General features: G+C 47.7%; 21 protein-coding genes. 5 read left to right on the forward strand and 16 right to left on the reverse strand.

All coding sequences use genetic code 11. The features are described 5' to 3' along the window. The first annotated feature begins 250 nt into the window (after nucleotides 1-250). Both MGMO_RS20285 and MGMO_RS06270 read left to right on the forward strand, forming a co-directional pair. Nucleotides 251-532 carry a hypothetical protein gene (locus tag MGMO_RS20285; protein ID WP_200922706.1) on the forward strand — a complete coding sequence of 94 codons (282 nt, stop codon included), beginning with the start codon at nucleotides 251-253 and terminating at the stop codon, nucleotides 530-532. 423 nt (nucleotides 533-955) lie between these two features. Continuing rightward, a complete protein-coding gene (locus MGMO_RS06270; protein WP_036307107.1) occupies nucleotides 956-1,153 on the forward strand; it encodes a hypothetical protein in 198 nt (65 codons plus the stop codon). A gap of 72 nt (nucleotides 1,154-1,225) precedes the next feature. Here the strand turns inward: MGMO_RS06270 and pyk are convergent, their stop codons facing one another. From pyk to MGMO_RS06325, 12 genes are all read right to left on the reverse strand, one after another. Next, entirely contained in the window at nucleotides 1,226-2,674 is a 1,449-nt protein-coding gene (gene pyk / locus MGMO_RS06275) for a pyruvate kinase (protein WP_023494199.1), read from the reverse strand. 31 nt (nucleotides 2,675-2,705) lie between these two features. Continuing rightward, nucleotides 2,706-3,719 (reverse strand): type I glyceraldehyde-3-phosphate dehydrogenase, encoded by a 1,014-nt coding sequence (gap, locus tag MGMO_RS06280; protein ID WP_023494200.1) that lies wholly within the window; start codon nucleotides 3,717-3,719, stop codon nucleotides 2,706-2,708. Between the two features lie 188 nt (nucleotides 3,720-3,907). Further along, a complete protein-coding gene (gene argH, locus MGMO_RS06285; RefSeq protein ID WP_023494201.1) occupies nucleotides 3,908-5,299 on the reverse strand; it encodes an argininosuccinate lyase in 1,392 nt (463 codons plus the stop codon). A 142-nt stretch (nucleotides 5,300-5,441) separates the two neighbouring features. Further along, nucleotides 5,442-5,648: a DNA gyrase inhibitor YacG gene (gene yacG / locus MGMO_RS18930; RefSeq protein ID WP_082458297.1), complete on the reverse strand. Its 207-nt coding sequence runs from the start codon at nucleotides 5,646-5,648 to the stop codon at nucleotides 5,442-5,444. Beyond that, nucleotides 5,648-6,418 carry a cell division protein ZapD gene (gene zapD, locus MGMO_RS06290; protein ID WP_023494202.1) on the reverse strand — a complete coding sequence of 257 codons (771 nt, stop codon included), beginning with the start codon at nucleotides 6,416-6,418 and terminating at the stop codon, nucleotides 5,648-5,650. Before zapD ends, yacG begins: the two co-directional genes overlap by 1 nt. Then, entirely contained in the window at nucleotides 6,415-7,029 is a 615-nt protein-coding gene (gene coaE / locus MGMO_RS06295; RefSeq protein WP_023494203.1) for a dephospho-CoA kinase, read from the reverse strand. Before coaE ends, zapD begins: the two co-directional genes overlap by 4 nt. Before the next feature lie 4 nt (nucleotides 7,030-7,033). After that, entirely contained in the window at nucleotides 7,034-7,906 is an 873-nt protein-coding gene (locus tag MGMO_RS06300) for a prepilin peptidase (protein ID WP_023494204.1), read from the reverse strand. A gap of 50 nt (nucleotides 7,907-7,956) precedes the next feature. After that, complete coding sequence (locus MGMO_RS06305; protein ID WP_023494205.1) at nucleotides 7,957-9,177, reverse strand: type II secretion system F family protein; 1,221 nt, start codon at nucleotides 9,175-9,177, stop codon at nucleotides 7,957-7,959. Between the two features lie 2 nt (nucleotides 9,178-9,179). Further along, a complete protein-coding gene (gene pilB / locus MGMO_RS06310) occupies nucleotides 9,180-10,892 on the reverse strand; it encodes a type IV-A pilus assembly ATPase PilB (RefSeq protein ID WP_023494206.1) in 1,713 nt (570 codons plus the stop codon). Between the two features lie 122 nt (nucleotides 10,893-11,014). Further along, on the reverse strand, nucleotides 11,015-11,998 hold the full coding sequence (gene cmoB / locus MGMO_RS06315; protein ID WP_023494207.1) for a tRNA 5-methoxyuridine(34)/uridine 5-oxyacetic acid(34) synthase CmoB: 984 nt from the start codon (nucleotides 11,996-11,998) through the stop codon (nucleotides 11,015-11,017). Further along, nucleotides 11,995-12,726, reverse strand: coding sequence for a carboxy-S-adenosyl-L-methionine synthase CmoA (gene cmoA, locus MGMO_RS06320; RefSeq protein WP_023494208.1), 732 nt, complete (start codon nucleotides 12,724-12,726; stop codon nucleotides 11,995-11,997). Before cmoA ends, cmoB begins: the two co-directional genes overlap by 4 nt. 136 nt (nucleotides 12,727-12,862) lie before the next feature. Further along, nucleotides 12,863-13,492, reverse strand: a complete 630-nt coding sequence (locus MGMO_RS06325; RefSeq protein WP_023494209.1) for an MlaC/ttg2D family ABC transporter substrate-binding protein — start codon at nucleotides 13,490-13,492, stop codon at nucleotides 12,863-12,865. 171 nt (nucleotides 13,493-13,663) lie between these two features. Here MGMO_RS06325 and hemB point away from each other — a divergent pair, with 171 nt between their 5' ends. From hemB to aroE, 3 genes are all read left to right on the forward strand, one after another. Further along, a complete protein-coding gene (hemB, locus tag MGMO_RS06330) occupies nucleotides 13,664-14,683 on the forward strand; it encodes a porphobilinogen synthase (RefSeq protein ID WP_456152394.1) in 1,020 nt (339 codons plus the stop codon). 162 nt (nucleotides 14,684-14,845) lie between these two features. Beyond that, complete coding sequence (locus tag MGMO_RS06335) at nucleotides 14,846-15,547, forward strand: urate hydroxylase PuuD (protein WP_023494211.1); 702 nt, start codon at nucleotides 14,846-14,848, stop codon at nucleotides 15,545-15,547. Between the two features lie 209 nt (nucleotides 15,548-15,756). Continuing rightward, the gene (gene aroE / locus MGMO_RS06340; protein WP_023494212.1) at nucleotides 15,757-16,593 is read left to right on the forward strand and encodes a shikimate dehydrogenase; all 837 of its coding nucleotides are present in this window, start codon (nucleotides 15,757-15,759) and stop codon (nucleotides 16,591-16,593) included. A 31-nt stretch (nucleotides 16,594-16,624) separates the two neighbouring features. Here the strand turns inward: aroE and MGMO_RS06345 are convergent, their stop codons facing one another. The 4 genes from MGMO_RS06345 to lptF form a co-directional block, all read right to left on the reverse strand. Beyond that, on the reverse strand, nucleotides 16,625-17,164 hold the full coding sequence (locus MGMO_RS06345) for a gamma carbonic anhydrase family protein (RefSeq protein WP_023494213.1): 540 nt from the start codon (nucleotides 17,162-17,164) through the stop codon (nucleotides 16,625-16,627). 336 nt (nucleotides 17,165-17,500) lie between these two features. Further along, nucleotides 17,501-18,148 carry a hypothetical protein gene (locus MGMO_RS06350; protein ID WP_023494214.1) on the reverse strand — a complete coding sequence of 216 codons (648 nt, stop codon included), beginning with the start codon at nucleotides 18,146-18,148 and terminating at the stop codon, nucleotides 17,501-17,503. Between the two features lie 225 nt (nucleotides 18,149-18,373). Beyond that, nucleotides 18,374-19,441, reverse strand: a complete 1,068-nt coding sequence (gene lptG / locus MGMO_RS06355; RefSeq protein ID WP_036307122.1) for an LPS export ABC transporter permease LptG — start codon at nucleotides 19,439-19,441, stop codon at nucleotides 18,374-18,376. After that, nucleotides 19,438-20,544, reverse strand: coding sequence for an LPS export ABC transporter permease LptF (gene lptF, locus MGMO_RS06360; protein WP_051383983.1), 1,107 nt, complete (start codon nucleotides 20,542-20,544; stop codon nucleotides 19,438-19,440). Before lptF ends, lptG begins: the two co-directional genes overlap by 4 nt. Nucleotides 20,545-20,599 lie beyond the last annotated feature (55 nt).

Consider the following 20,599-nt stretch of genomic DNA (forward strand, 5'->3'; position numbering starts at 1 on the left):
TCATGCTGTCTTGCCCGCCTGGACCGCCGGACGGATTCGCCCAGTGAACGGTTTGGTCTACGGGTAACAAATGGGGTAAGAAATTTCCATTGCTATCTTTGAGGTCGTTGGACCATTTCACCCGTACTGGGCGATTGACCGTTGCCTCGATGGTATAAGAAGGTGAATGGAATGTTTGCGGATAATCGCTAGAACCATACGCTCAGAGTGTTGTGTTGGGCAGTGTCCTAGGCAGTACCTGCTGCTTAATTTGACGAGCGGCAATCTTACCCCCGGTACGCCACCGTTCACTATTTTGGGCATTGCCGGAGGGACGTATAAGGGTGTGGCGTATTTGGGTATGGTCATAGGATCTAAACTGCCACCCGGCAATGCTGCCCAAGCCGTACTCACCATCCACGGCGTCATAAGCATAAGGCCGATCCCATTGAGTACAATTGTGGGTGTGAGCTTAGTTAAATCGGCATTCACTGCTGCCCTGTTTTGTTGCGTTATCTTCGACATTTTGGATACCTCATTGCCGATAGGTTAAGAAGTTTCCCTGCATATGAAAAAATTGTACAAAGCTCAAATAATCCAGCGAAATGTCCGCGATCCGGCATCTTTTAGGCAAACCAAGCGGAAAAGTACAAGGTGGACTAATGGCTACACAATAATAAAAAACGGTGTTTAAATAATATACGTACAAATACCTAGGCAGAATAGGCAGCACTATAGGGCATGGTCCGGCATTTATTCGCAATCAGGCCATGACAGCAAAAGACTCGTAAGGACTGGTTAAAATTAGTGATAGCGGAGGTTTGAAAAGGAGAATGCAGAAAGGCGAACGGGTGTCGGTTGGGACGCAACTTTGCTAGCTTGGCAGGTGTCGGTTCTTATGGAAAAAGTGAAAAACTCCAGGATCAAGTCGCCCAGAGTGAACTTGTGTTTTTTTAAGGTTGTTGCTTAAGAAATCGTGGATAGTTTCTTAGAATTGCCAAATGTGGGCTTGGGTGGAAAACCCAGGCCACATTTGGCTAAATTAGGGATCAACTTCGACTCGTCCGCAGTTGCCTTAATCACATTGAGGCTAACCAACCAAGCATCCGGTTATGAAGGCAAAAAAACCGGATTGAAAAGCCACACGGGCCTGTCAGTTAATATGGCCGATTGACCCCCTATGTTTTTTGCTTAATGTGTGGAATATTGCGAACCAACCAATTGATTTAAGGATAAGTTGGATGAATCAAGGTGTTAACCCTTGTCCAACGACAATTACCTTAAGCGCATTTGTCCCACCCTTAACGCCTGTCAAATCACCTTTGGTGATGATGAATTTGTCGCCGTTATTGGCAATATTCCATTTCCGTAGTTCACGTACCACATCGCGGTTAACTTCGGCGTGGTCGTGGCGTTCGTCGATTTTATGGTAGATGGGGAATACGCCCCGAAATAAAGTGACCCGCCCTAAAGTGGTTTCCGAGCTGCTCATAGCGAAAATAGGGATGCCAGAACTGATCCGCGACATCCATAGCGGTGTTGAGCCGGATTCGGTCAATGCGACTATGCCCTTGATTTTAGAATGGTTCGCCATGTACATGGCAGACATGGCAATGGCTTCGTCATCACGCTCGAATTCCTTATCCATGCGATGGTCAGAAATGCGCACAATCCGTTGTTTTTCCGCTTCCAGACAGATCCTGTCCATGGCTTCGACAGCTTTGATCGGGTGTTTGCCGGAGGCCGTTTCTGCCGACAGCATGATCGCGTCAGTGCCGTCGTATACAGCATTGGCTACGTCAAAGACTTCTGCGCGGGTTGGGATGGGGTTGTCGATCATCGATTCCATCATTTGCGTCGCGGTAATCGCAACACGGTTAAGTTCACGCGTACGCTTGATCAACAGTTTTTGGACGGCAGGCAGGTTGGCGTCGCCGATTTCGACGCCCAAATCACCGCGAGCTACCATCACGGCATCGGATGCGAGGATGATTTCATCCATCACGTCCGGCACGATGGCCTCCGCCCGTTCAACTTTGGCAACGATACCGGCATAGCAGCCTTCCGCTTGCAATAAACGACGGGCTTCGTTCAGGTCTTCCGCTGTCCGTGGAAAAGAAATTGCCACATAATCGCATTTCATCAAGGCGACAGTCTTGATGTCCTCCTTGTCTTTTTCGGTTAACGCCGCCGCAGAAAGGCCGCCACCCAACAGGTTGATGCCTTTGTTGTTAGATAAATCGCCGCCGACGACAACTTTACAATTGACGCGCATGTTTTCGACATTCACCACATCCAGCACAATACGCCCATCATCCAACAATAGCCTACTACCGGGATTGACTTCCATGGCCAGCGGTTCGTACGTGATGCCGACCTGTGTATTGTCACCAGCCAAAGGATCAAGGTTGATATCCAAAGCAAAATCCTGGCCTTCATTCAAAAACACTTTGGTGTCTTTAAAGCGGGCAATACGGATTTTAGGGCCTTGTAAATCGGCAAGAATACCGACACGCCGCCCCGCCTTTTGGCTAAGTTCGCGAATCATGTTGGCCCGATCGATATGGTCTTGTGCTGAACCATGCGAAAAATTCATGCGGACGACATCAACCCCGGCCATGATTAATCCATCGAGTACGCCGGGTTTGTCTGTGGCGGGGCCGAGTGTCGCTAAAATTTTGGTTCGTCTTAACATGAGGTGATTGTCAATTTAATGATGAGTTATATTATTTGGCGTTAACTAGGGCAACTGTTGTATCGAGCATACGGTTTGAGAAACCCCATTCGTTATCATACCAGGATAATACTTTCACGAAATTGCCTTTCAATATTTTGGTCAGGCTGGCTTCGTAAATGGATGATGCCGGATTATGATTGAAGTCCATGGAAACTAGCGGTTTTTCGTTGATTTCTAGGATACCTTTCAAGAAACCGTTGGAGGCATCTTTTAGCACCTGATCTACTTCTTCTTTGGTGGTTGCCCTTGAGGCTTGGAAAACCAAGTCCACAACCGATACGTTAATCGTCGGAACCCGCATCGCAAAGCCATCCAATTTCCCTGCCAGTTCTGGTAGCACCAAGCCTACCGCAGCGGCAGCGCCGGTTTTGGTGGGTATCATGGATTGCGTTGCAGAACGGGCACGGTGCAAATCACTGTGGTATACATCGGTCAACACTTGGTCATTCGTATACGAGTGGATAGTGGTCATCAGGCCGTGCTCGACACCAATGACATCATGCAAGGCCTTTACCAAAGGAGCCAAACAGTTGGTGGTACAGGATGCATTGGAGATAACGGTATCGGAGGCTTTGAGGGTGTTATGGTTAACGCCGAATACAATTGTGCCGTCGACATCATTGCCGCCTGGGGCAGAAATAATAACTTTCTTCGCACCAGCCGCGATATGCGCCGAAGCCTTAGCTTTGCTGGTGAACAAGCCGGTACATTCATGAACGACATCGATACCCAGTTCACCCCAAGGCAACTTAGAAGGGTCGCGTTCTGCAAATACCTTGATTTTATCACCGTTGATAACGATGCAATCGCCTTCTACACCCACTTCAAATGGGAACTTGCCATGCACGGTGTCGTATTGGGTCAGGTGGGCGTTGGTTTTAGCATCGCCCAGGTCGTTGACGGCTACCACTTGAATTTCGTTGGTGCGACCTGATTCGTAAAGTGCGCGGATAATATTACGACCAATACGGCCATAACCGTTAATGGCAACTTTGATAGGCATTGAGGTTCTCCAGAATTATTTTGGGTGAAGGGTAAACAGGAATTGAATAAGGTTCTGTAATCCCTTTCATTATACAAAAAAGGGCCTGATTCGTCCATGACCAAAAAGGTCAAGGGTTCGATAAGCGCATGAAGAAGTTTTTCGCTTCAATAAAATAAAGAAATTTTCTTAACAATTGGGTTGGCCATTTAGATCTTTAATATTTTCTTTGCATGTTCGATTGCTTTTCTTACCGTTTCTGGTGCCGTACCGCCAATATGCTTACGTGCAGCCACTGAACCTTCCAACGTTAATATGTCGTAGACGTCATCGCTAATCAACGGTGAGAAACGCTGAAACTCAACTATCGTCAAATCCGATAAGTCGCGTTTGCTGGCGATGCCTAAACGGACGGCTAACCCGACAATTTCATGGGCATCACGGAAAGGAAGGCCTTTCCGGACCAAGTAATCGGCAAGATCGGTTGCGGTCGCAAATCCTTGTTTCGCGGATTGGTACATCATGTCTTTTTTGGCCTTAATATGCGGGATCATATCGGCATAAGCACGTAAGCAATTGATCAGCGTATCCACCGTGTCAAATATCGGTTCCTTGTCTTCCTGGTTGTCCTTGTTATAAGCCAACGGCTGGCTTTTCATCAGCATTAAGAGTGCAATCAAATGGCCTGTTACCCTGCCTGATTTGCCACGGACCAGTTCGGGTACGTCCGGGTTTTTCTTTTGCGGCATAATGGAGGAACCTGTGCAAAAGGCATCAGGCATGTCGATGAAGTCAAACTGGGCGCTGCTCCACAGGATGAGTTCTTCGGAAAAACGTGACAAGTGCATCATAATTAAGCTGGCAACTGCCGTAAATTCAATCGCGAAATCGCGGTCGCTTACTGAGTCGAGCGAGTTGGCCGAAGGATGGCTAAAGCCAAGTAATTCCGACGTTAAATGCCGGTCGATAGGATAGCTCGTGCCTGCAAGCGCTGCTGCACCTAGAGGCATGACGTTGACGCGTTTGAGGCAATCTTGCAGGCGCTCGTGGTCTCGGCTCAGCATCTCAAACCAAGCCATCAAATGATGCCCAAACGTGATAGGTTGGGCAACTTGCAAATGCGTAAAGCCGGGCATGATGGTATCAACGTGTTGTTCCGCCAAGTTTACGATGGCGGCCTGAAGACGGCGCAACTGCATCCCTATTTGCTGGATTTCACTGCGAAGATAAAGCCGAATGTCAGTAGCGACTTGATCGTTACGAGAACGTCCGGTGTGCAGTTTTTTTCCCGCTATGCCGATAAGGTCAGTGAGTCTGGCCTCGATGTTCATGTGGACATCTTCTTGTTTGATTGACCAGACGAACTCGCCGTTGGCTATTTCTGCCGCAATTTGGGTCAGCCCATCGATGATTGCTGTGCATTCATCCGTCGTTAGGATGTCAATCGAACATAACATGGTGGCATGGGCAATAGAGCCTTGAATGTCCTGCTCCGCCATGCGTTTGTCGAACAAAACCGAAGCGGTAAATTCTTCCACAAACGCATCAGTGGCTTCCGTAAATCGAGCGCTGGAAAGTTTTTCTGAATTAATGTTGGTCATGAGGGAATCAACTGGATGGTAGTTTAGTGAGCCATAAAATAATTGATAAAGGTCGGCTTATTCTCAATCCAATAGAGAATCGGGTTTTGGATTTATACGGGCGGAAAGCAGAAAGATTTTGGGAAGCAGGGAAAAGTATTGTTCACTGGAAAAAGAAATTTTCTGTGTCGTCGTTCTCAGTCGGGATGGGTGCTCCAGGTATAACTTTTTCCTCATTCGCCCATTCGCCTAAATCAATAAGTTTACATCGTTCGCAACAGAAAGGACGAAATGGATATTCCTCAGTCCACGATACAGGCCTCCGGCATTGGGGGCATTTTAAGGACAATGGTTGCCGTGACGCATCCATCAGAACAAGCAACGTGTCAAGGAAAAGGGGATGTCGTCATGGCTTTGCGTAGGCCGTTGTTCATCGGCAGACGGTACCATGAATCGTATTGAACAACGGTGTTTGCCGCCGCTAATTTCGGCAAAACAAGGCTGTGACTTGTTCAAACTCACTTTGATAAGCTGGTAAGCTAGGTTTTTGTCCAAGGCTATTTGGAAAAATCCCGCTTCGGCAATTTCTTCGCTGGGTGTGTTGCTGCTACGGATAAAATCGAGGATAAGGGTAATTGCGGTACGTATCTCATTGAACGGACTAATCCAGCGTTCCAAGTCTTTTACGCGGATTGATTCATCCTGCTCCAACCAATAGTGAAATTCGGGCAAGTCAAAAGAACAGGTTCCGCCTGGGATTGAGCTACGTTGTGCGATGCTTTGGAACAGGTCGCTTTCCATGATTGCGATACCAATTTTGCCGCTGGTCGCATAGAGCTTTTTGCTGGTTTCATTAATTCTACTCAATATAGACTCCAACTGCGTGGAATTGATATTATCGCTATCGGTATATTTAACCAGCACTTTTGTGTGCCTGTCCAATTCCTTTAGAATTTCGGATTTAAGGTCATTGCGCCTAAAAATCGACATCACATCCAGTAACACGCCAATAGCGGCGCGTTTGTCTGCGATAGTCGGGCTTGCCGAGAAATGGCTGAATTCTTGAAATAGCTGCTCTAGCCTAATGAAAACCCGGATTCGTTCATTGAGTGGAAATTCATAGGTGACTTGATTTTTCACGAGCGTGTTTGTCCTGATGCGCTAATTGAAAGGTAAAGATTGTGCAGTTTTTTGACGTGTTCTGCAAGCTTGCTATAGGGTATATCGGAATTATCGATGACATCATCCGCATGGTTTAGCCTAAATTCTCGGTTCACCTGGCTGTGTATGATGGACCGGATTCGGGCATCGGGCCAGCCATTCCGCTGTTTAACTCGAGCTATCTGGCGTTCAATCAAACAATCGACCACGAGTATCCGGTCAACAAATTGGGTCCTGTGTATTTCAAACAGCAGTGGGATGCTCGCAATGCAATAAGGGCTTTCAAGCCGGTTAATCCGTTCCTGCATATCGATAAATATCCTGGGATGCAAAATTGCTTCAAGTGCCTGTTTTTTGGTAGGGTCTGAAAAAATAATGTCCCTTAAATGGCTCCTGTCCAAAGAGCCATCCGGGTTGAAAACTTTATCGCCAAAGACGTTGCCTATTTCCAATAAGGCGGGTTGACCCGGTTCCACCAGTTGGTGCGCGATCTCGTCAGCATCAATGACGGGGACATTCAGTTCCGTAAACAATTTGCTGACCGTGCTTTTACCGCAGCCGATGCCACCGGTAAGGCCTACTTTGAACACCCGATTACAAACCTGCCATTTTCAAATAAAGCCGGTTGATGTCAGCCCCCCAGATTAGGGCGATCCAGCCTGCAGCGGCCAGATAGGGCCCGAAAGGGATAGGCGTGTTACGGTCATGTCGGGAAAATACAATCATGGCGATGCCCATTACGGCACCGACCAACGACGATAGCAAAATAATGGCAGGCAGCGATTGCCAACCTAACCAAGCACCAAATAAAGAAAGCAATTTGAAATCGCCGTAGCCCATGCCTTCTTTGCCCGTCAACAGTTTAAACAGGTGAAACACACACCATAACGCCAAGTAACCCGCAACCGCCCCGATAATGCTGGAATGGCTATCGGCAAACAAATCAAACACGCTCAAAAAAAGCCCTAGCCAGAGTATAGGCAATGTGATGGAATCGGGCAATAAGTGATGGTCAATATCGATAAAACTCAAAGCAATCAATGACCAAGTTAACAGCAAGGCAAATCCTGATTGGGGTGAAAATCCAAAATGCCACGCGATCATGAAAGACGTTATCGCGGTAAATGCTTCAATGATGGGGTAACGCAATGAGATTGCGTGTGCGCACTGGGCGCATTTGCCGCGTAAAAAAATATAACTGATGACAGGGATGTTCTGGTAAGGTTTGATAGGTGTGTTGCAGGCAGGGCAACGCGAGAGCGGCAGGACTAGATTAAAAGGTTCGTTTGATGCCATGTCTGCATCGACGCCCAAATATTCTTGGCAATCCCTACGCCAGTTTTGCTGCATCATCACGGGCAGGCGGTAGATGACTACATTCAGGAAACTACCTACCAACAGGCCGACCAGGCCGATGACCGTACTAAAAAGGATGGGGGAGCTAATGAGATAGTCGAATGATTCCATGGCGAGTCAGTTAGCGGATCGCTGTTTTTTAAATTGATGCCAGCAATGGTTTAACCGACGGCTGCGCCCATTTTGAATATCGGCAGGTACATGGCGACGACCAAACCGCCGACAAGCGTCCCCAAGATCACCATAATGATGGGTTCCATCAAGCTACTCAGATTATCGACCAAGTTGTCGACTTCTTCTTCATAAAAATCGGCCACTTTAGCGAGCATGGCATCGATAGAGCCGGATTCCTCGCCGATGGCGACCATCTGTTGCACCATGTGCGGAAACAGTTCGGCTTGGCTCATTGCGTATTGCAGACGCTGGCCGGTGGCGACTTCTTCGCGCATCTTTAACACGGCTTCAGAATAAATAATGTTGCCGCAAGCGCCGGCAACCGATTGCAGTGCATCGACCAACGGCACACCGGCTGCGGACATGGTCGACAAAGTCCGTGCAAAACGGGCGATAGCCGACTTGTTCAAGATCAGGCCGACCACGGGGAGCTTTAATAAAGCCCTGTCCAGGAAATGGCAAAATTTTCTGGATCGTTTTTTGAAGTAACCAAAGGTGTAAACACTGCCGACAACAATGCCGATGACAATCCACCAGTAGTCCTGCATCCATTCCGATATGGCGACGACCATTTGGGTGAATGCGGGCAAGTCGGCACCGAAGCTCTTGAACAGATCTGCAAACACAGGCACCACAAAAATCAACAGAATTGTGGTGACAATAAAAGCCACGACGACTACCGCTATGGGGTAAGTCAGCGCTTTTTTGATTTTTTTCTTCATGGACTCGGTTTTTTCTTTATAGGTGGCGATTTTGTCCAGCAGGGTTTCCAGCACCCCGGCATGTTCGCCCGCCTCGACCAAGTTACAAAATAGTTCGTCAAAGTAAATAGGCCGTCTCTTCAATGCTTCCGCCAATCTGTCCCCACCTTCGATATCGCTTTTAATGCCCAGCAAAAGATCCTGCATGTTTTTATTTTCGTTGCCTCTGCCAACAATATCAAAGGACTGTACAAGAGGTACGCCAGCCTTGAGCATAGTCGCCAACTGTCTTGAAAAAACCGCGATATCGCCAGGGGTGATGGCTTTAGGTCGTTTTTTAAATATGGATTGCGATTTGACCTTGATTTTGGTTACCCGGTAACCTTGTTTTCGTAATTCCGCTTTTGCGACCGCTTCGCTTTTCGCTGGAAATACCCCTTTGCTAGGCTTTCCGTTCTTGTCTTTCCCTTCCCAGAGAAAGTCTTTTTGTTCTGTTAGTTCTGCCATTGCTATTCCTTGGTCACTCTGTCAATTTCTTCTAGGCTGGTAACGCCCATGCGGACTTTATTTAAACCGGATGCACGTAAGTCATTGATGCCTTCGGATTTTGCTTGTTCAGCCAACTGCATGGCATTACCCCCTTCGAGGATCAGTGAGCGCATTTGTTCACTCAGGGTCATCACTTGGTAGATACCGACCCGGCCTTTATAGCCATTGGTGCAAAGTTCGCAACCTACGGGGCCGTATATCTTGAGGTTTTTTAGCTCTTCCTCGACAAACCCTATGGATAAAAGGGCATGTTCCGGTAAGGTAATCTGCGTTTTGCAATGTTCGCACAACCGTCTGGCCAGACGTTGCGCCATAATTAAATTAACGGCTGAGACGATGTTAAACGGCGCAATACCCATTTGCATCAACCGGTTCAAGGTTTGTGGCGCATCATTGGTATGCAGGGTGGACAGCACCAAGTGACCGGTTTGCGCGGCTTTCACGGCAATTTCGGCGGTTTCCAGGTCACGAATCTCACCCACCATGATAATATCAGGGTCTTGCCGTAAAAATGCCCGTAATGCGTTAGCAAAGGTCAATCCCGACTTGATATTGACATTGACTTGGTTAATGCCTTCAACGGTAATTTCGACGGGATCCTCAGCAGTGGAAATGTTACGTTCTATCTTGTTAAGGATATTCAATCCCGTATAAAGGGTGACTGTTTTACCGCTACCCGTCGGCCCGGTCACCAAGACCATCCCGTACGGTTTATGTATGGCTTCCAGAAACAATTTTTGCTGGTTTTCTTCAAACCCCAGTTTTTCGATGCCAAGCTGGGCACTGGTAGGATCCAGGATACGCAACACCACTTTTTCGCCGAAAAGGGTAGGGCACGTGTTAACACGAAAATCGATGGCACGGGTTTTGGACAAGATCATCTTGATACGCCCGTCTTGTGGAACCCGACGTTCCGCAATGTCCATCTTGGACATGACCTTTATCCTGGAGGTGATGCGGTTGGCGATATTGGCGGGAGGGCTAGCAATCTGGTGCAAAATACCATCCGACCGGAAGCGGATGCGGAAATTTTTTTCATAAGGCTCTAAGTGGATGTCCGATGCGCCTTTTTTGATGGCATCCAGCAGGATTTTGTTGACGAAGCGTACGATAGGGGCATCGTCAATTTCAGTATTGACATCATTTTTGGCCAGATCCTCATCGCCGCCTTGGACGTTTAAGTTGTCCAGATCGGTGTCCATCAAGTCTGCCATCGATGTGTCAACAGCTTCCAGGGCGGTGTCTATCAGCTTAAGCAGCTTGGTTTCTTCGACTAAAACGGTTTCGAGATTCAACATGCTCTGGAATTTAATGTCATCCAAACCGTGCGCATTGGTCGGGTCGGAGATACCGATGAACAAGGTTTTGCCTCGTTTCAATAAGGGCAGGGCATTAAATTTGCGGATCAGTTTTTCGTTGACGACGTTAGTTGGCAGGTTACGTGGATCAATGGCATCCAAGTCAAAAAACGGTATCCCGAATTCAATCGAAGCCTTTGAAGCGACAGTCTTGCTATCGACTAGCTTATTGGCGACAAGATAGCTTATTAAGGAAACCTTATTCTTTTGGGCTTCCTGAATATGGGTTTTAGCATCTTTTTCTGTAAGCAGGCCTTCTTGGATCAAGCATCTTGCCAATCCACTGAAATGAAATTCTGTTGTCGCTGTAGCCATGAGTTTCTACCCGATGATCGTGTCCCATGAATATAGATGAAAGGGGGATAAGGTTCAAGGTATAATAAAAGTTAGCCAGCTTGCATTATGCGCCGTAAAACTGTTACTGCTATAGCCAGTCCTCAATTATGAGATGTATGTGCAATAAAAATAGCCCTTTGGGGGGCTGGCAGGCCTTCACAAGTCAGTGTTGGGTCAGTCGGGTCCAGATGGTCTTTTAATGAGTGGAACGTCATCCACTCAGTACTTCGTTGTTCTTCCGGCGTGGTTGTAGTGACATCGACCAAACGGACATTCCTGAATCCGCAACGCTTTAGCCAGCTCATTAGCGTTGGGATGCTGGGTAAAAACCAAGTGTTCCGCATTTGGGCATAGCGGTTTTCGGGCAGTAGTGTTTCGCCTAATTCGCCATCAATAACCAGGGTTTCCAGTATCAGTTCACCGCCAGGGACTAGGCAGTCCCTTAGTTCCAGCAAATGATCGATGGGCGAGCGTCGGTGATAAAGCACACCCATCGAAAACACGGTATCAAACGCCTTCAGCCCATAAGGCAGGTCTTCTATGCCCAATGGCAGGACGAAAATGGGCGGATTTTCCCCGTAAAGCTTACGGATGAATTGGAATTGCATGACATTCAATAACATAGGGTCGATGCCGACCACCATTTTGGCTTCTGCCCCCAGCATACGCCAGCAGTAATAGCCGTTGCCGCAACCGACATCCAGCACCAACCGATGCTTGAGCGGGGAGATATGTTGTTCGACGCGCCGCCATTTCCAGTCTGAACGCCATTCGGCATCGACGTGAATGCCGAATAACCCGTAAGGGCCTTTGCGCCAGGGATGTAGGCTTTTTAGTTGGGCTTCTAGCGTTGACTTAGCCAAGTCGTCCAGGTCATGTGCAGAACCTATTTGGACGGTATCCGTATTTAAAATACGTTGTCTAGTGGAGAATTCCGGCAGGCTCCCTATGAGTCGTTGCCATGTCGCCAAATGGCCGTGGCGGGCGTGGCCGAATGCTGCGCTGGTTTGTTGCGGCAAACGATCTGCCCATACGTCTGCTTTAGCTGATCGAAGTGCGTGATATAAGGGTTGGTAGTCTATCACTTAAGGGCAATGATCGAGGCGAAATTAAAGTATTGAAACCAAATTTCGGCGCTGCTGAATCCGGCGTTATGCAGCCGTTGTTGGTGTTGGTTCAAGGTTTCGGGGATAAGGACGTTTTCCAGTGCGGTACGCTTTTGGCTGATTTCAAGGTCGGAATAACCCTTGGCCTTCTTGAATAAATGGTGCATATCGGTTTGCAGGGTATTTTGCCTTTCATCAGCGGATTTAAGCTTTTCAGAAAGGATCAATATCCCATTAGGTAAAAGCCCCTGGTAAACCTTTCGGATGAAAGACTGGCGGTCTTCGATGGGGACAAATTGTAAGGTAAAGTTCAAGACGATTACTGAGGCGTTTTCGATGCTTATGTCCCTGATGTCGGCAAACTGCACGTCAATGGGGATTGAAACTGGAAGGCCCTGCAATTTGTCCTTGAATCCAGACACCATGGACTGAGAGTTGTCGACCGCAATAATGCGGCAATTTTCGGCCTCAATTTGGTCGCGCATGGCTAACGTGGCGGCGCCGAGGGAGCAACCAAGATCATAACAAAAGCTGTTGGGCTGGGCATAGCGTTTTGCGAGCAATCCAATTGCGGTGATTATTGCGTTGTAGCCCGGCACTGACCGTTGGATCATGTCGGGGAAAACGCTGACGACGGTTTCGTCAAACGTGAAGGCGTTGATTTCACCTAGGGGATCGGCGTAAATCGAATCTTTCAGTGAAGTCACGGTTATATTGTTGCGGTTACAGGCTACAGTTCAAGGTGAACCGGCTTGCAGGAGTATTTTTTGTGGAAGACCTATAGTTATTGCTGCCTTGTCCACCATCCTTCCTGACTGGAAAGGATGGTGTCAGATAAAAGTTTTAAGAATTGTTGGCGGCCAATGCCTCCGCGTTCCTCTTGGCAAGCCCATCAATCACCGCGTCCAAAGAACCCTTGGTTTTGACTTCATTGCTGAACGTAGAACGGTAGTTGGTCACCAGGCTAACCCCCTCGATCATGATGTCATAGGCTTTCCATTCGCCATTCGCCAGTAGCATGCGGTAGTTGACGCTGATAGGTTGCAGGCCGGGTTGTAACACTTCCGTCTTCACTACCACTTTGTTGCCGCCATTTGGCATGTCCAGTGGCAGAAAGCGCACCGTCCAGTCCTTAAACTCGACAAATGCGCGGGAATAGGTCCGTACCAGCAAGGTTTGGAATTCACGCTTAAAGCGTGCCTGCTCGTCGCTACTCGCAGTGCCCCACAATTTACCCAAAACCAATTCGGAAATTTTGTCAAAATCGGTATGGGGGTAGATGGTCTGGTCAACAAATTGCGCGACTTGGGCAAAATTCTGGCTAAATGCCTTATCCTGTAGCTTTTGCTGGAGCTTGTCTGATGCCTCCTGGATTGCCATTTGGGGAGGCAGTAGGTCAGAAGCCTTTATGGCAGTTACAGATAACAAGCCCAATAATACGATTACTAAACCTAAATATTGTTTTGTTTTCATAAAACCCTCTAAAATCGAGCCGATACGCTTGCGTTGTTTACAATGGCGAACAGCGGTTGAAATGGTGAATAACCAGGAATGTAATTAACTTCTCAAAATCATGCCGTTTCAATCATATAATTCATTCAACATGACGAAAAAGCCAGAAAAAATCCTAATTTTCCGTAATCCATGAGTACACATAAGATGTCTTATAGTAACATTAATTTTCCTTCTACGCGTATGCGAAGAATGCGCTTTGATGATTTTTCCCGCCGTTTGATGCGCGAAAATCAACTCAGTGCCGACGATTTAATATATCCCATGTTTGTTACTGAGGGCTTAAATCTGCGGGAGCCGATTTCCTCCATGCCCGGTATAGAACGGTATTCCTTGGATGGGTTATTGGCAGAGGCTCGGGAAGTTTGCAATCTCGGCATTCCGGCTATCGCCCTGTTTCCTGTGGTCAGTAGCGATAAAAAGTCCGAGAATGCCGCTGAAGCGTATAACCCGGACGGTTTGATCCAACGTTGTGTTAGGGCGTTGAAAAAATCGCTTCCGAACCTGGGCATTATCACTGATGTCGCCCTCGATCCGTTTACCCTGCACGGTCAGGATGGCTTAATCAATGACAGCGGCTATGTCGTTAACGACGAGACGAACGAGGTTCTCGTCAGGCAAGCACTTTCCCATGCGGAGGCCGGTGCCGACATTGTTGCGCCATCGGACATGATGGATGGGCGTATTGGTGCGATTCGTCAGGCTTTGGAGGCAAAAGGGCATATCAATGTGCGAATCCTTGCTTATTCCGCCAAATACGCATCCAGTTTTTATGGGCCATTCCGGGATGCCGTCGGTTCATCGGGCAATTTGGGCGGAGGCAATAAATACAGCTACCAGATGGATCCCGCCAATTCCGATGAAGCCTTACGCGAAATCCAGCTCGATTTGCAGGAAGGTGCGGATATCGTTATGGTCAAGCCCGGAATGCCGTATCTGGACATTATCCGCAGGGTAAAGGACAGTTATGGCGTACCCACTTTTGCATATCAGGTCAGCGGGGAATATGCTATGATTAAAGCCGCTGCCATGAATGGTTGGCTGGACGAGAAACCGGTTGTTCTGGAAGCTTTGCTGGCTTTCAAACGCGCAGGCAGTGACGCGATTTTGACCTACTATGCAAAATCTGTGGCTAGCTGGTTGGGGAAATGAATTTTAAGGGGCGGGATCACGAGTCAATAAGGGAGAGGGATCGCCTAATTATTGATCGGTCAGGGCAGGTAGGTTTGCTAAGTATAAAACAGTATCTTCAAGGCACTACCCCATCGAAGGTTGTGCTATAAATCAATAACAAATTACTACAGAGGTATTGCTATGGAATTAGTTACAACAACGGCCGGTTATGAAATGCTGCTGCGCTGGGGGCATTTGTTAGCCGGTGTCACTTGGATTGGGTTGCTTTACTACTTTAACTTTGTCCAGGGTGAATACTTTAAAGAAGCCGATGGTGCGGCAAAATCGGACGCTATCCAAAAATTAGTGCCACGGGCACTGTGGTGGTTCCGTTGGGGCGCTGTGTTAACCTTGCTGACCGGCTTGGGCATTATGGGGCTACGCGGGGCAGGGCAATCATTGGACATTTATGTCGGCGCACTTTTGGCAATCATCATGTTCGCGAATGTGTGGTTAATCATCTGGCCTAACCAGAAGATAGTGATCGCTTCGGCAACCCAATTGGCTAACGGTGGACAAGCATTGCCCGAAGCGGCGGGTGCTTTGGCGGCGGCGGGATTGGCATCGAGGACAAATACCTTGTTTTCAATCCCCATGTTGTTTTTTATGGGGGCATCAACGCACTTTCGGCACGATTTTAACTTCTTGGCGTTTTTGATAGCGGCTGTGATTATCCTGGCCTTGGAGTATAACGGTGCTTATCCGGCGCTGAAAAACATCGGCGCTTTGAGTAAACTGCCAGCCGCCGGAAAAATGGGGCCTTATACCAGTGTCAACGGCGTGATCCACTGTGGCTTAGGATTGACAGTCATCTTGTTCCTGATTGTCGATTTTATTAAATGACGGTTTAACCAAGGCACATAAAAAAATAGCCGCATTATGCGGCTATTTTTTTTGCCCAATTTTTCTTAGGGCGGCGTTTTAGGGCAAATCAGTTCGGCTGGGGTTCCTATTTGGGCCGTTCACATTAAACCTTCCATATTCAACTATGTAATTTAAATTAGTTGCGTAATATACTAAATATTACGGAACTAAATTTAAGTGGTATCAGAATGTCCAATAAAGATCGGTATGCAGTATTTGGCAGCCCAATAAAGCACAGCAAATCGCCGCGTATCCATCAGCTTTTTGCTGAACAAACGCAACAATCACTTGAATATACAGCCGAAGAAGTGCCTGCGGATAAGTTCAAGGAGTCGGTTGATAGATTTTTTTCGCAAGGTGGGAAGGGCTTAAATTGTACTTTGCCTTTGAAAGAGTTGGCGTGGGCATATGCCGATCACAACACCGAACGAGCCAACTTAAGCAAGGCAGTCAATACGCTTGCATTACAGGACGATGGTTCTATTTTAGGGGACAACACCGATGGTTGCGGCCTTGTTGCCGACCTGAATGACAATCACGACATTTTTTTGAAGAACTCGAGGATTCTGATCTTGGGTGCAGGCGGGGCAACACGCGGTATTATTGCCCCGATTCTCGAGAAATCCCCTCAACAACTGGTCATTGCAAACCGTACATCAGAGAAGGCAAGGGATTTGGCGGAAGGGTTTCGCGATTGGGGGAAAATTATCGGTTGTGGTTTTGCTGAAATCCAAGGCCATCAATTCGATTTGATTATCAACGCGACATCGGCGAGCTTGTATGATGAACTGCCGCCGCTTGCAGAAAACCTGCTGGCTGAAGGAGGCGTGTGTTATGACCTGGCTTATGGGGGGAAACCAACTTCATTTGTGCGTTGGGGGGTGTCCCACAAGGCTCAAAAAAGCCTGGACGGCCTGGGTATGTTGGTTGAGCAAGCGGCTGAGGCATTTTTTCTATGGCGGGGAGTCCGCCCAAAAACTAAGCCAGTTATTGAACGGTTGAATTTCGCACGCGGATTTGTTTGAGCATATTTAGGCAAATCTACACAAGATGGTGTTATCGGGAAACAGGGCCAAGATATTTGTTCTTAAGCTCTACGTAATGCTGGCTGGAATACACCAGAAAATCCCGTTCACTCTCCGTTAATGCCCTGACCAATTTAACAGGCGAGCCTAAGTATAGGTGTCCGCTTTCTAGAACTTTGCCGGAAGGGACCAGTGCGCCAGCGCCTAGCATCACATAATCTTCAATGGTTGCATCGTCCATGATAATGGCACCCATGCCGATCAGGCAATAATCCCCGATGGTACATGCATGCACTATGGCCCTGTGGCCGACTGTAACGCCCTTGCCAACCGTCAAAGGATAGCCGCGATCCGTAAATTTTCCGTAATGGGTGACATGTAATACCGAACCGTCCTGGATATTGGTGTCATCGCCAATGGTGATGCCTTCAACGTCACCCCTTACCACCGTCGTCGGCCAGATGGACACATTATCACCAAGTTTTACATTGCCGATAACCACAGCGCTTTCGGCAATGTAGGTCGAATGGCCTAAGATAGGCAGGATTCCGTTAAATTCTTGAATAGCCATAAGGTCTCCTGTCGCGTGTTTCGTCGTATACTCAAGGACAATTTCGAAGGATACAATTCTCTCCGAAAGGGTTAGTTTGACGATTATATGCGTGGTTTAGCAGGGGTTAAATAGGGTTTGGTTTTTTGCCTTAAATTTCGTACCCTCAGATTTGATAAAGTCATTGTGACCTCACAATGGCGTAAGCTTCAGTGAGATTGCGAGAGTTTATCTAGCGTTCCGAATTACGAGATAGCATCCGTTCAACGATATGGAATAGGGCGATGCGGGAGCCTGGTCGAGCGGATTAAAAATACGCCTGGCAGAATGTGGCTCTGCCAGGAGGCAATAATCGAGTTACTTGCCCGCAGCAGCACCGGCTGGATCGGTGGTGGCATCTTTTGCTGTATCAGTTGCAGCGGCTTTTGCGGCTTCTTTTGCGGCTTCGATAGGTTGGGCAATGGCTTCTTTAGCGCCTTCAACAACGGAGGCACCGGCTTTGCTTGCCGTGTCAGCCGCGTCACCCGCAGCGGCCTTAGTTGCATCGACAGCACCACCCGTTACGGCAGCGGCACCTTCCATCGCAGCAGAGCCAGCATCTTTAGCGCCTTCAACAGCGGCTGCGCCAGCAGTTGTTGCGGTTTCGGCAGCGCCTTTAGCGGCCTCTACAGCACCACCGGCAACGGCTGCTGCGCCTTCGACTGCAGCAGTGCCTGCGTTTTTGGCGCCTTCAACAGCGGCGGCTCCGGCATCGGCTGCATCTTCGACAGCAGCAGCGCCTGCGTTAGCGGCACTTTCAACGGCAGCAGCGCCGGTGCTGGCTGCGCTGTCCACGGCTGCGGCACCCGCAGCAGGGGTGTTCTCGGCATTAGAAACTGATTCAGTAGCTGTACTGGTTGTGGATTGCTCCGTAGAAGAAGTCTGTGGTGTGTTTTCACCCTTATCGCAGCCTGCCAATAAAGCGATACTGATCATACTTGTAGCAATAATCTCTTTAGTTTTCATGCGTGTATCCTGATTTAGAGTTACGAATTTTTATGTCAGTTACCTGGAGAATTCATAGGTAATGTCTAATACTAACACATCGATAAATGCGCTTTGCAAAAAAATTGCTCTTGAAAACCTAGTTTGCATTCGTTTGCAAGGTGCGATAGCGCATTTTAGCGCTTTTAAAATACTGATAATTTTAGCAAAATAAAACGTCTCCTTAAAGTTCCTGAATAGGGTCCATTAGCTTTGTGCTTTTTTCATGGCATACAAAACAACGGCTAATACCGACAGGCTGGGCAGTAGCGCTATTAGCGGGGGATTTAAGTTATAAATCAAGCCCATGTGGTTAATGATCTTGTCAAAAATATTAAATCCCATCCCAATTGTAACGCCTATCATGATGCGGGCACCTACGCTCACACCACGGTGAATGCCAATAACAAAAGGGGCTGACACCAACATCATGATGAAGGTAGTTAAGGGGCTGACCGCACGACCCCAAAAAGCCGCCTCATACTTATGCGATTTTTGATGATTACCTTTTAAGAATTCAACATATACCGCTAAGTCATATAAGGAGAGATTGTTCGGATCAACGACGACTATTTTCAATAAATTAGGTGCGATAGATGATTTCCAGATTTGTTCGGCCACTTGGTTTACTTGAATTTTCTGCGTAGAGATTGCCGATTCTTTGATGTTTAAGAGTTTCCAGGTTTTGTTTCCCAAAAAAATCGCCTTTTCTGCGTGGATTGCCCTATCTAAATGGTGTTGATCGTTCAACGCATAAATACTCAGGTCAGACAATACGCCGTCGTCTTCCGCCTGACGGACATTGACATAGCTGGAGCCTTCCCGTAACCAAACACCGTATTTGGAGTTCATGATGACGTGTTCATTTAAGGCGGTCGCTTTGATTTTTTGCGCGAGTTTTTCACTGACGGGCGCTATAAATTCACCAACCAACATGGCCAAAATAACCAAAACCAGCCCTGCCAGTAGCACGGCCTTGATAATGCCCAACACTGACAAGCCAGCGGCTTGCATGGCTACCAATTCGCGATTATTGCCCATCGTGCCCAAGACGAACAAGCTGCCAATCAAGGCGGACGCAGGCACGAGTTGGTAAAGCACGGTCGGTGATGTCAGTGCAACATAGTAGAAGATTTGTTTTAGGCCATATTGCCCTTCCAGGTCTTTTAATTCGTCAGCCAAGGTAAACAGATTGAAAATGGTCAACAAAATTAATAGGGTAATCAACGTGCCTTTCAAGATTTCTTTTCCAATATGGAATGTCAAGACATTCATTTTGAAATCCTTTTTTTGATGGACAGGATAACCCATTGGAATCCGTACCAATTTGCCAATAGCATAAAACCGATCAGGATAAACGCCAGGATGACCCAAAAAACACCCGGCCAAACCGGAATTGTCCCCTTAACAACCCAGCTTTGGGTAATGCCAGAAAAGTTTCCGTGGCTAAAATAAATTAAAAAACCCAACATCATGCTTCCGTATATGCCGCCCCTAGGCGAAATTTTTGCCAGCGGGACAGCAAGAAATGCAAACAACAGGATAGTTAATGGGACGGAAAGCCGGTTCTGCAATTCTGTAATATCCCTGGGTTCGACCGACTTTGATAACTGGCTGCTGGCGACCGCTTTGGGCGTAAGGGTATTAGATAAGGCTTTTTCTTCAATCTTCACGGCGTATGCCTTAAATGCTTCAATGGTATAGTTGAAGTCGCCAGGATGCCCTTGCGTGTGCTCCCCGTTTTCAAAAACCATATAGCGCCCGCCCGGTAAATCTTCAAAATGGCTTTGTTCGGCGGTAATGATGCTTAAGTCGGCATTTTTTCGCTTTTGCACAAAAACAGACTGCATTTTGTTATCCGACGTTATATTCTCGACATAAAAAACCAAGTCGCCTCGGCTGTACTCGCTAAATTTACCCGCTGCAATCCCGCGAATATCGGAGGATTGTTCGTCCTGGTTCATGACACCTTGCATTCTTGCTTCAGCCCAAGGCGAGGCATACATGGATAAGCCATAAGTGAGGATGCTCAATGGCAGGGCCAGTAAAAAAACCGCCCTGTAAATCGTTCCGGCACCGCCCCCGGCGGTAGCGATTGCGGACATTTCCTGGTCTTTATACAATCGGCCCAACACCATCAAAAGTGCCATAAAGGTGGCGGCGGGCAATAAGGTAATGCCCACGATAATGGTTTTTAAGCCAAGGACAGTCAATATCGTATCGTTGGAAATATGCCCTTCAACGGCCTTTTCCAGGATTTTGATAAATTTTTGACTGACGATGATGACGACGATCACCGTCCACACGGAAAACACAGTCTTCAACAAGTCGAGGGCAATCATTTTGTCCAAGACAGTAATCACGGGGCGCCTAGCCATTTTGTAGCCTTTAGGCCAATCTACGTCCAAGCCTATCTCCTCAATCAAAACGATA

Origin of the sequence: Methyloglobulus morosus KoM1, from assembly GCF_000496735.2 — a bacterium.
Classification (GTDB): Bacteria; Pseudomonadota; Gammaproteobacteria; order Methylococcales; family Methylomonadaceae; genus Methyloglobulus; species Methyloglobulus morosus.

What these genes read in the sequence shown, in the direction of transcription:
- hemB (WP_456152394.1), top strand. Translation starts at nt 13,664, where the DNA reads ATGAGTACACATAAGATGTCTTATAGTAACATTAATTTTCCTTCTACG.
- aroE (WP_023494212.1), top strand. Translation starts at nt 15,757, where the DNA reads ATGTCCAATAAAGATCGGTATGCAGTATTTGGCAGCCCAATAAAGCAC.
- lptG (WP_036307122.1), bottom strand. Translation starts at nt 19,441, where the DNA reads ATGAATGTCTTGACATTCCATATTGGAAAAGAAATCTTGAAAGGCACG.
- argH (WP_023494201.1), bottom strand. Translation starts at nt 5,299, where the DNA reads ATGACCAACATTAATTCAGAAAAACTTTCCAGCGCTCGATTTACGGAA.
- gap (WP_023494200.1), bottom strand. Translation starts at nt 3,719, where the DNA reads ATGCCTATCAAAGTTGCCATTAACGGTTATGGCCGTATTGGTCGTAAT.
- MGMO_RS06335 (WP_023494211.1), top strand. Translation starts at nt 14,846, where the DNA reads ATGGAATTAGTTACAACAACGGCCGGTTATGAAATGCTGCTGCGCTGG.
- pilB (WP_023494206.1), bottom strand. Translation starts at nt 10,892, where the DNA reads ATGGCTACAGCGACAACAGAATTTCATTTCAGTGGATTGGCAAGATGC.
- pyk (WP_023494199.1), bottom strand. Translation starts at nt 2,674, where the DNA reads ATGTTAAGACGAACCAAAATTTTAGCGACACTCGGCCCCGCCACAGAC.
- lptF (WP_051383983.1), bottom strand. Translation starts at nt 20,544, where the DNA reads ATGGCTAGGCGCCCCGTGATTACTGTCTTGGACAAAATGATTGCCCTC.
- MGMO_RS06345 (WP_023494213.1), bottom strand. Translation starts at nt 17,164, where the DNA reads ATGGCTATTCAAGAATTTAACGGAATCCTGCCTATCTTAGGCCATTCG.
- MGMO_RS06305 (WP_023494205.1), bottom strand. Translation starts at nt 9,177, where the DNA reads ATGGCAGAACTAACAGAACAAAAAGACTTTCTCTGGGAAGGGAAAGAC.
- yacG (WP_082458297.1), bottom strand. Translation starts at nt 5,648, where the DNA reads ATGGATGCGTCACGGCAACCATTGTCCTTAAAATGCCCCCAATGCCGG.
- MGMO_RS06300 (WP_023494204.1), bottom strand. Translation starts at nt 7,906, where the DNA reads ATGGAATCATTCGACTATCTCATTAGCTCCCCCATCCTTTTTAGTACG.
- MGMO_RS06325 (WP_023494209.1), bottom strand. Translation starts at nt 13,492, where the DNA reads ATGAAAACAAAACAATATTTAGGTTTAGTAATCGTATTATTGGGCTTG.
- MGMO_RS06350 (WP_023494214.1), bottom strand. Translation starts at nt 18,148, where the DNA reads ATGAAAACTAAAGAGATTATTGCTACAAGTATGATCAGTATCGCTTTA.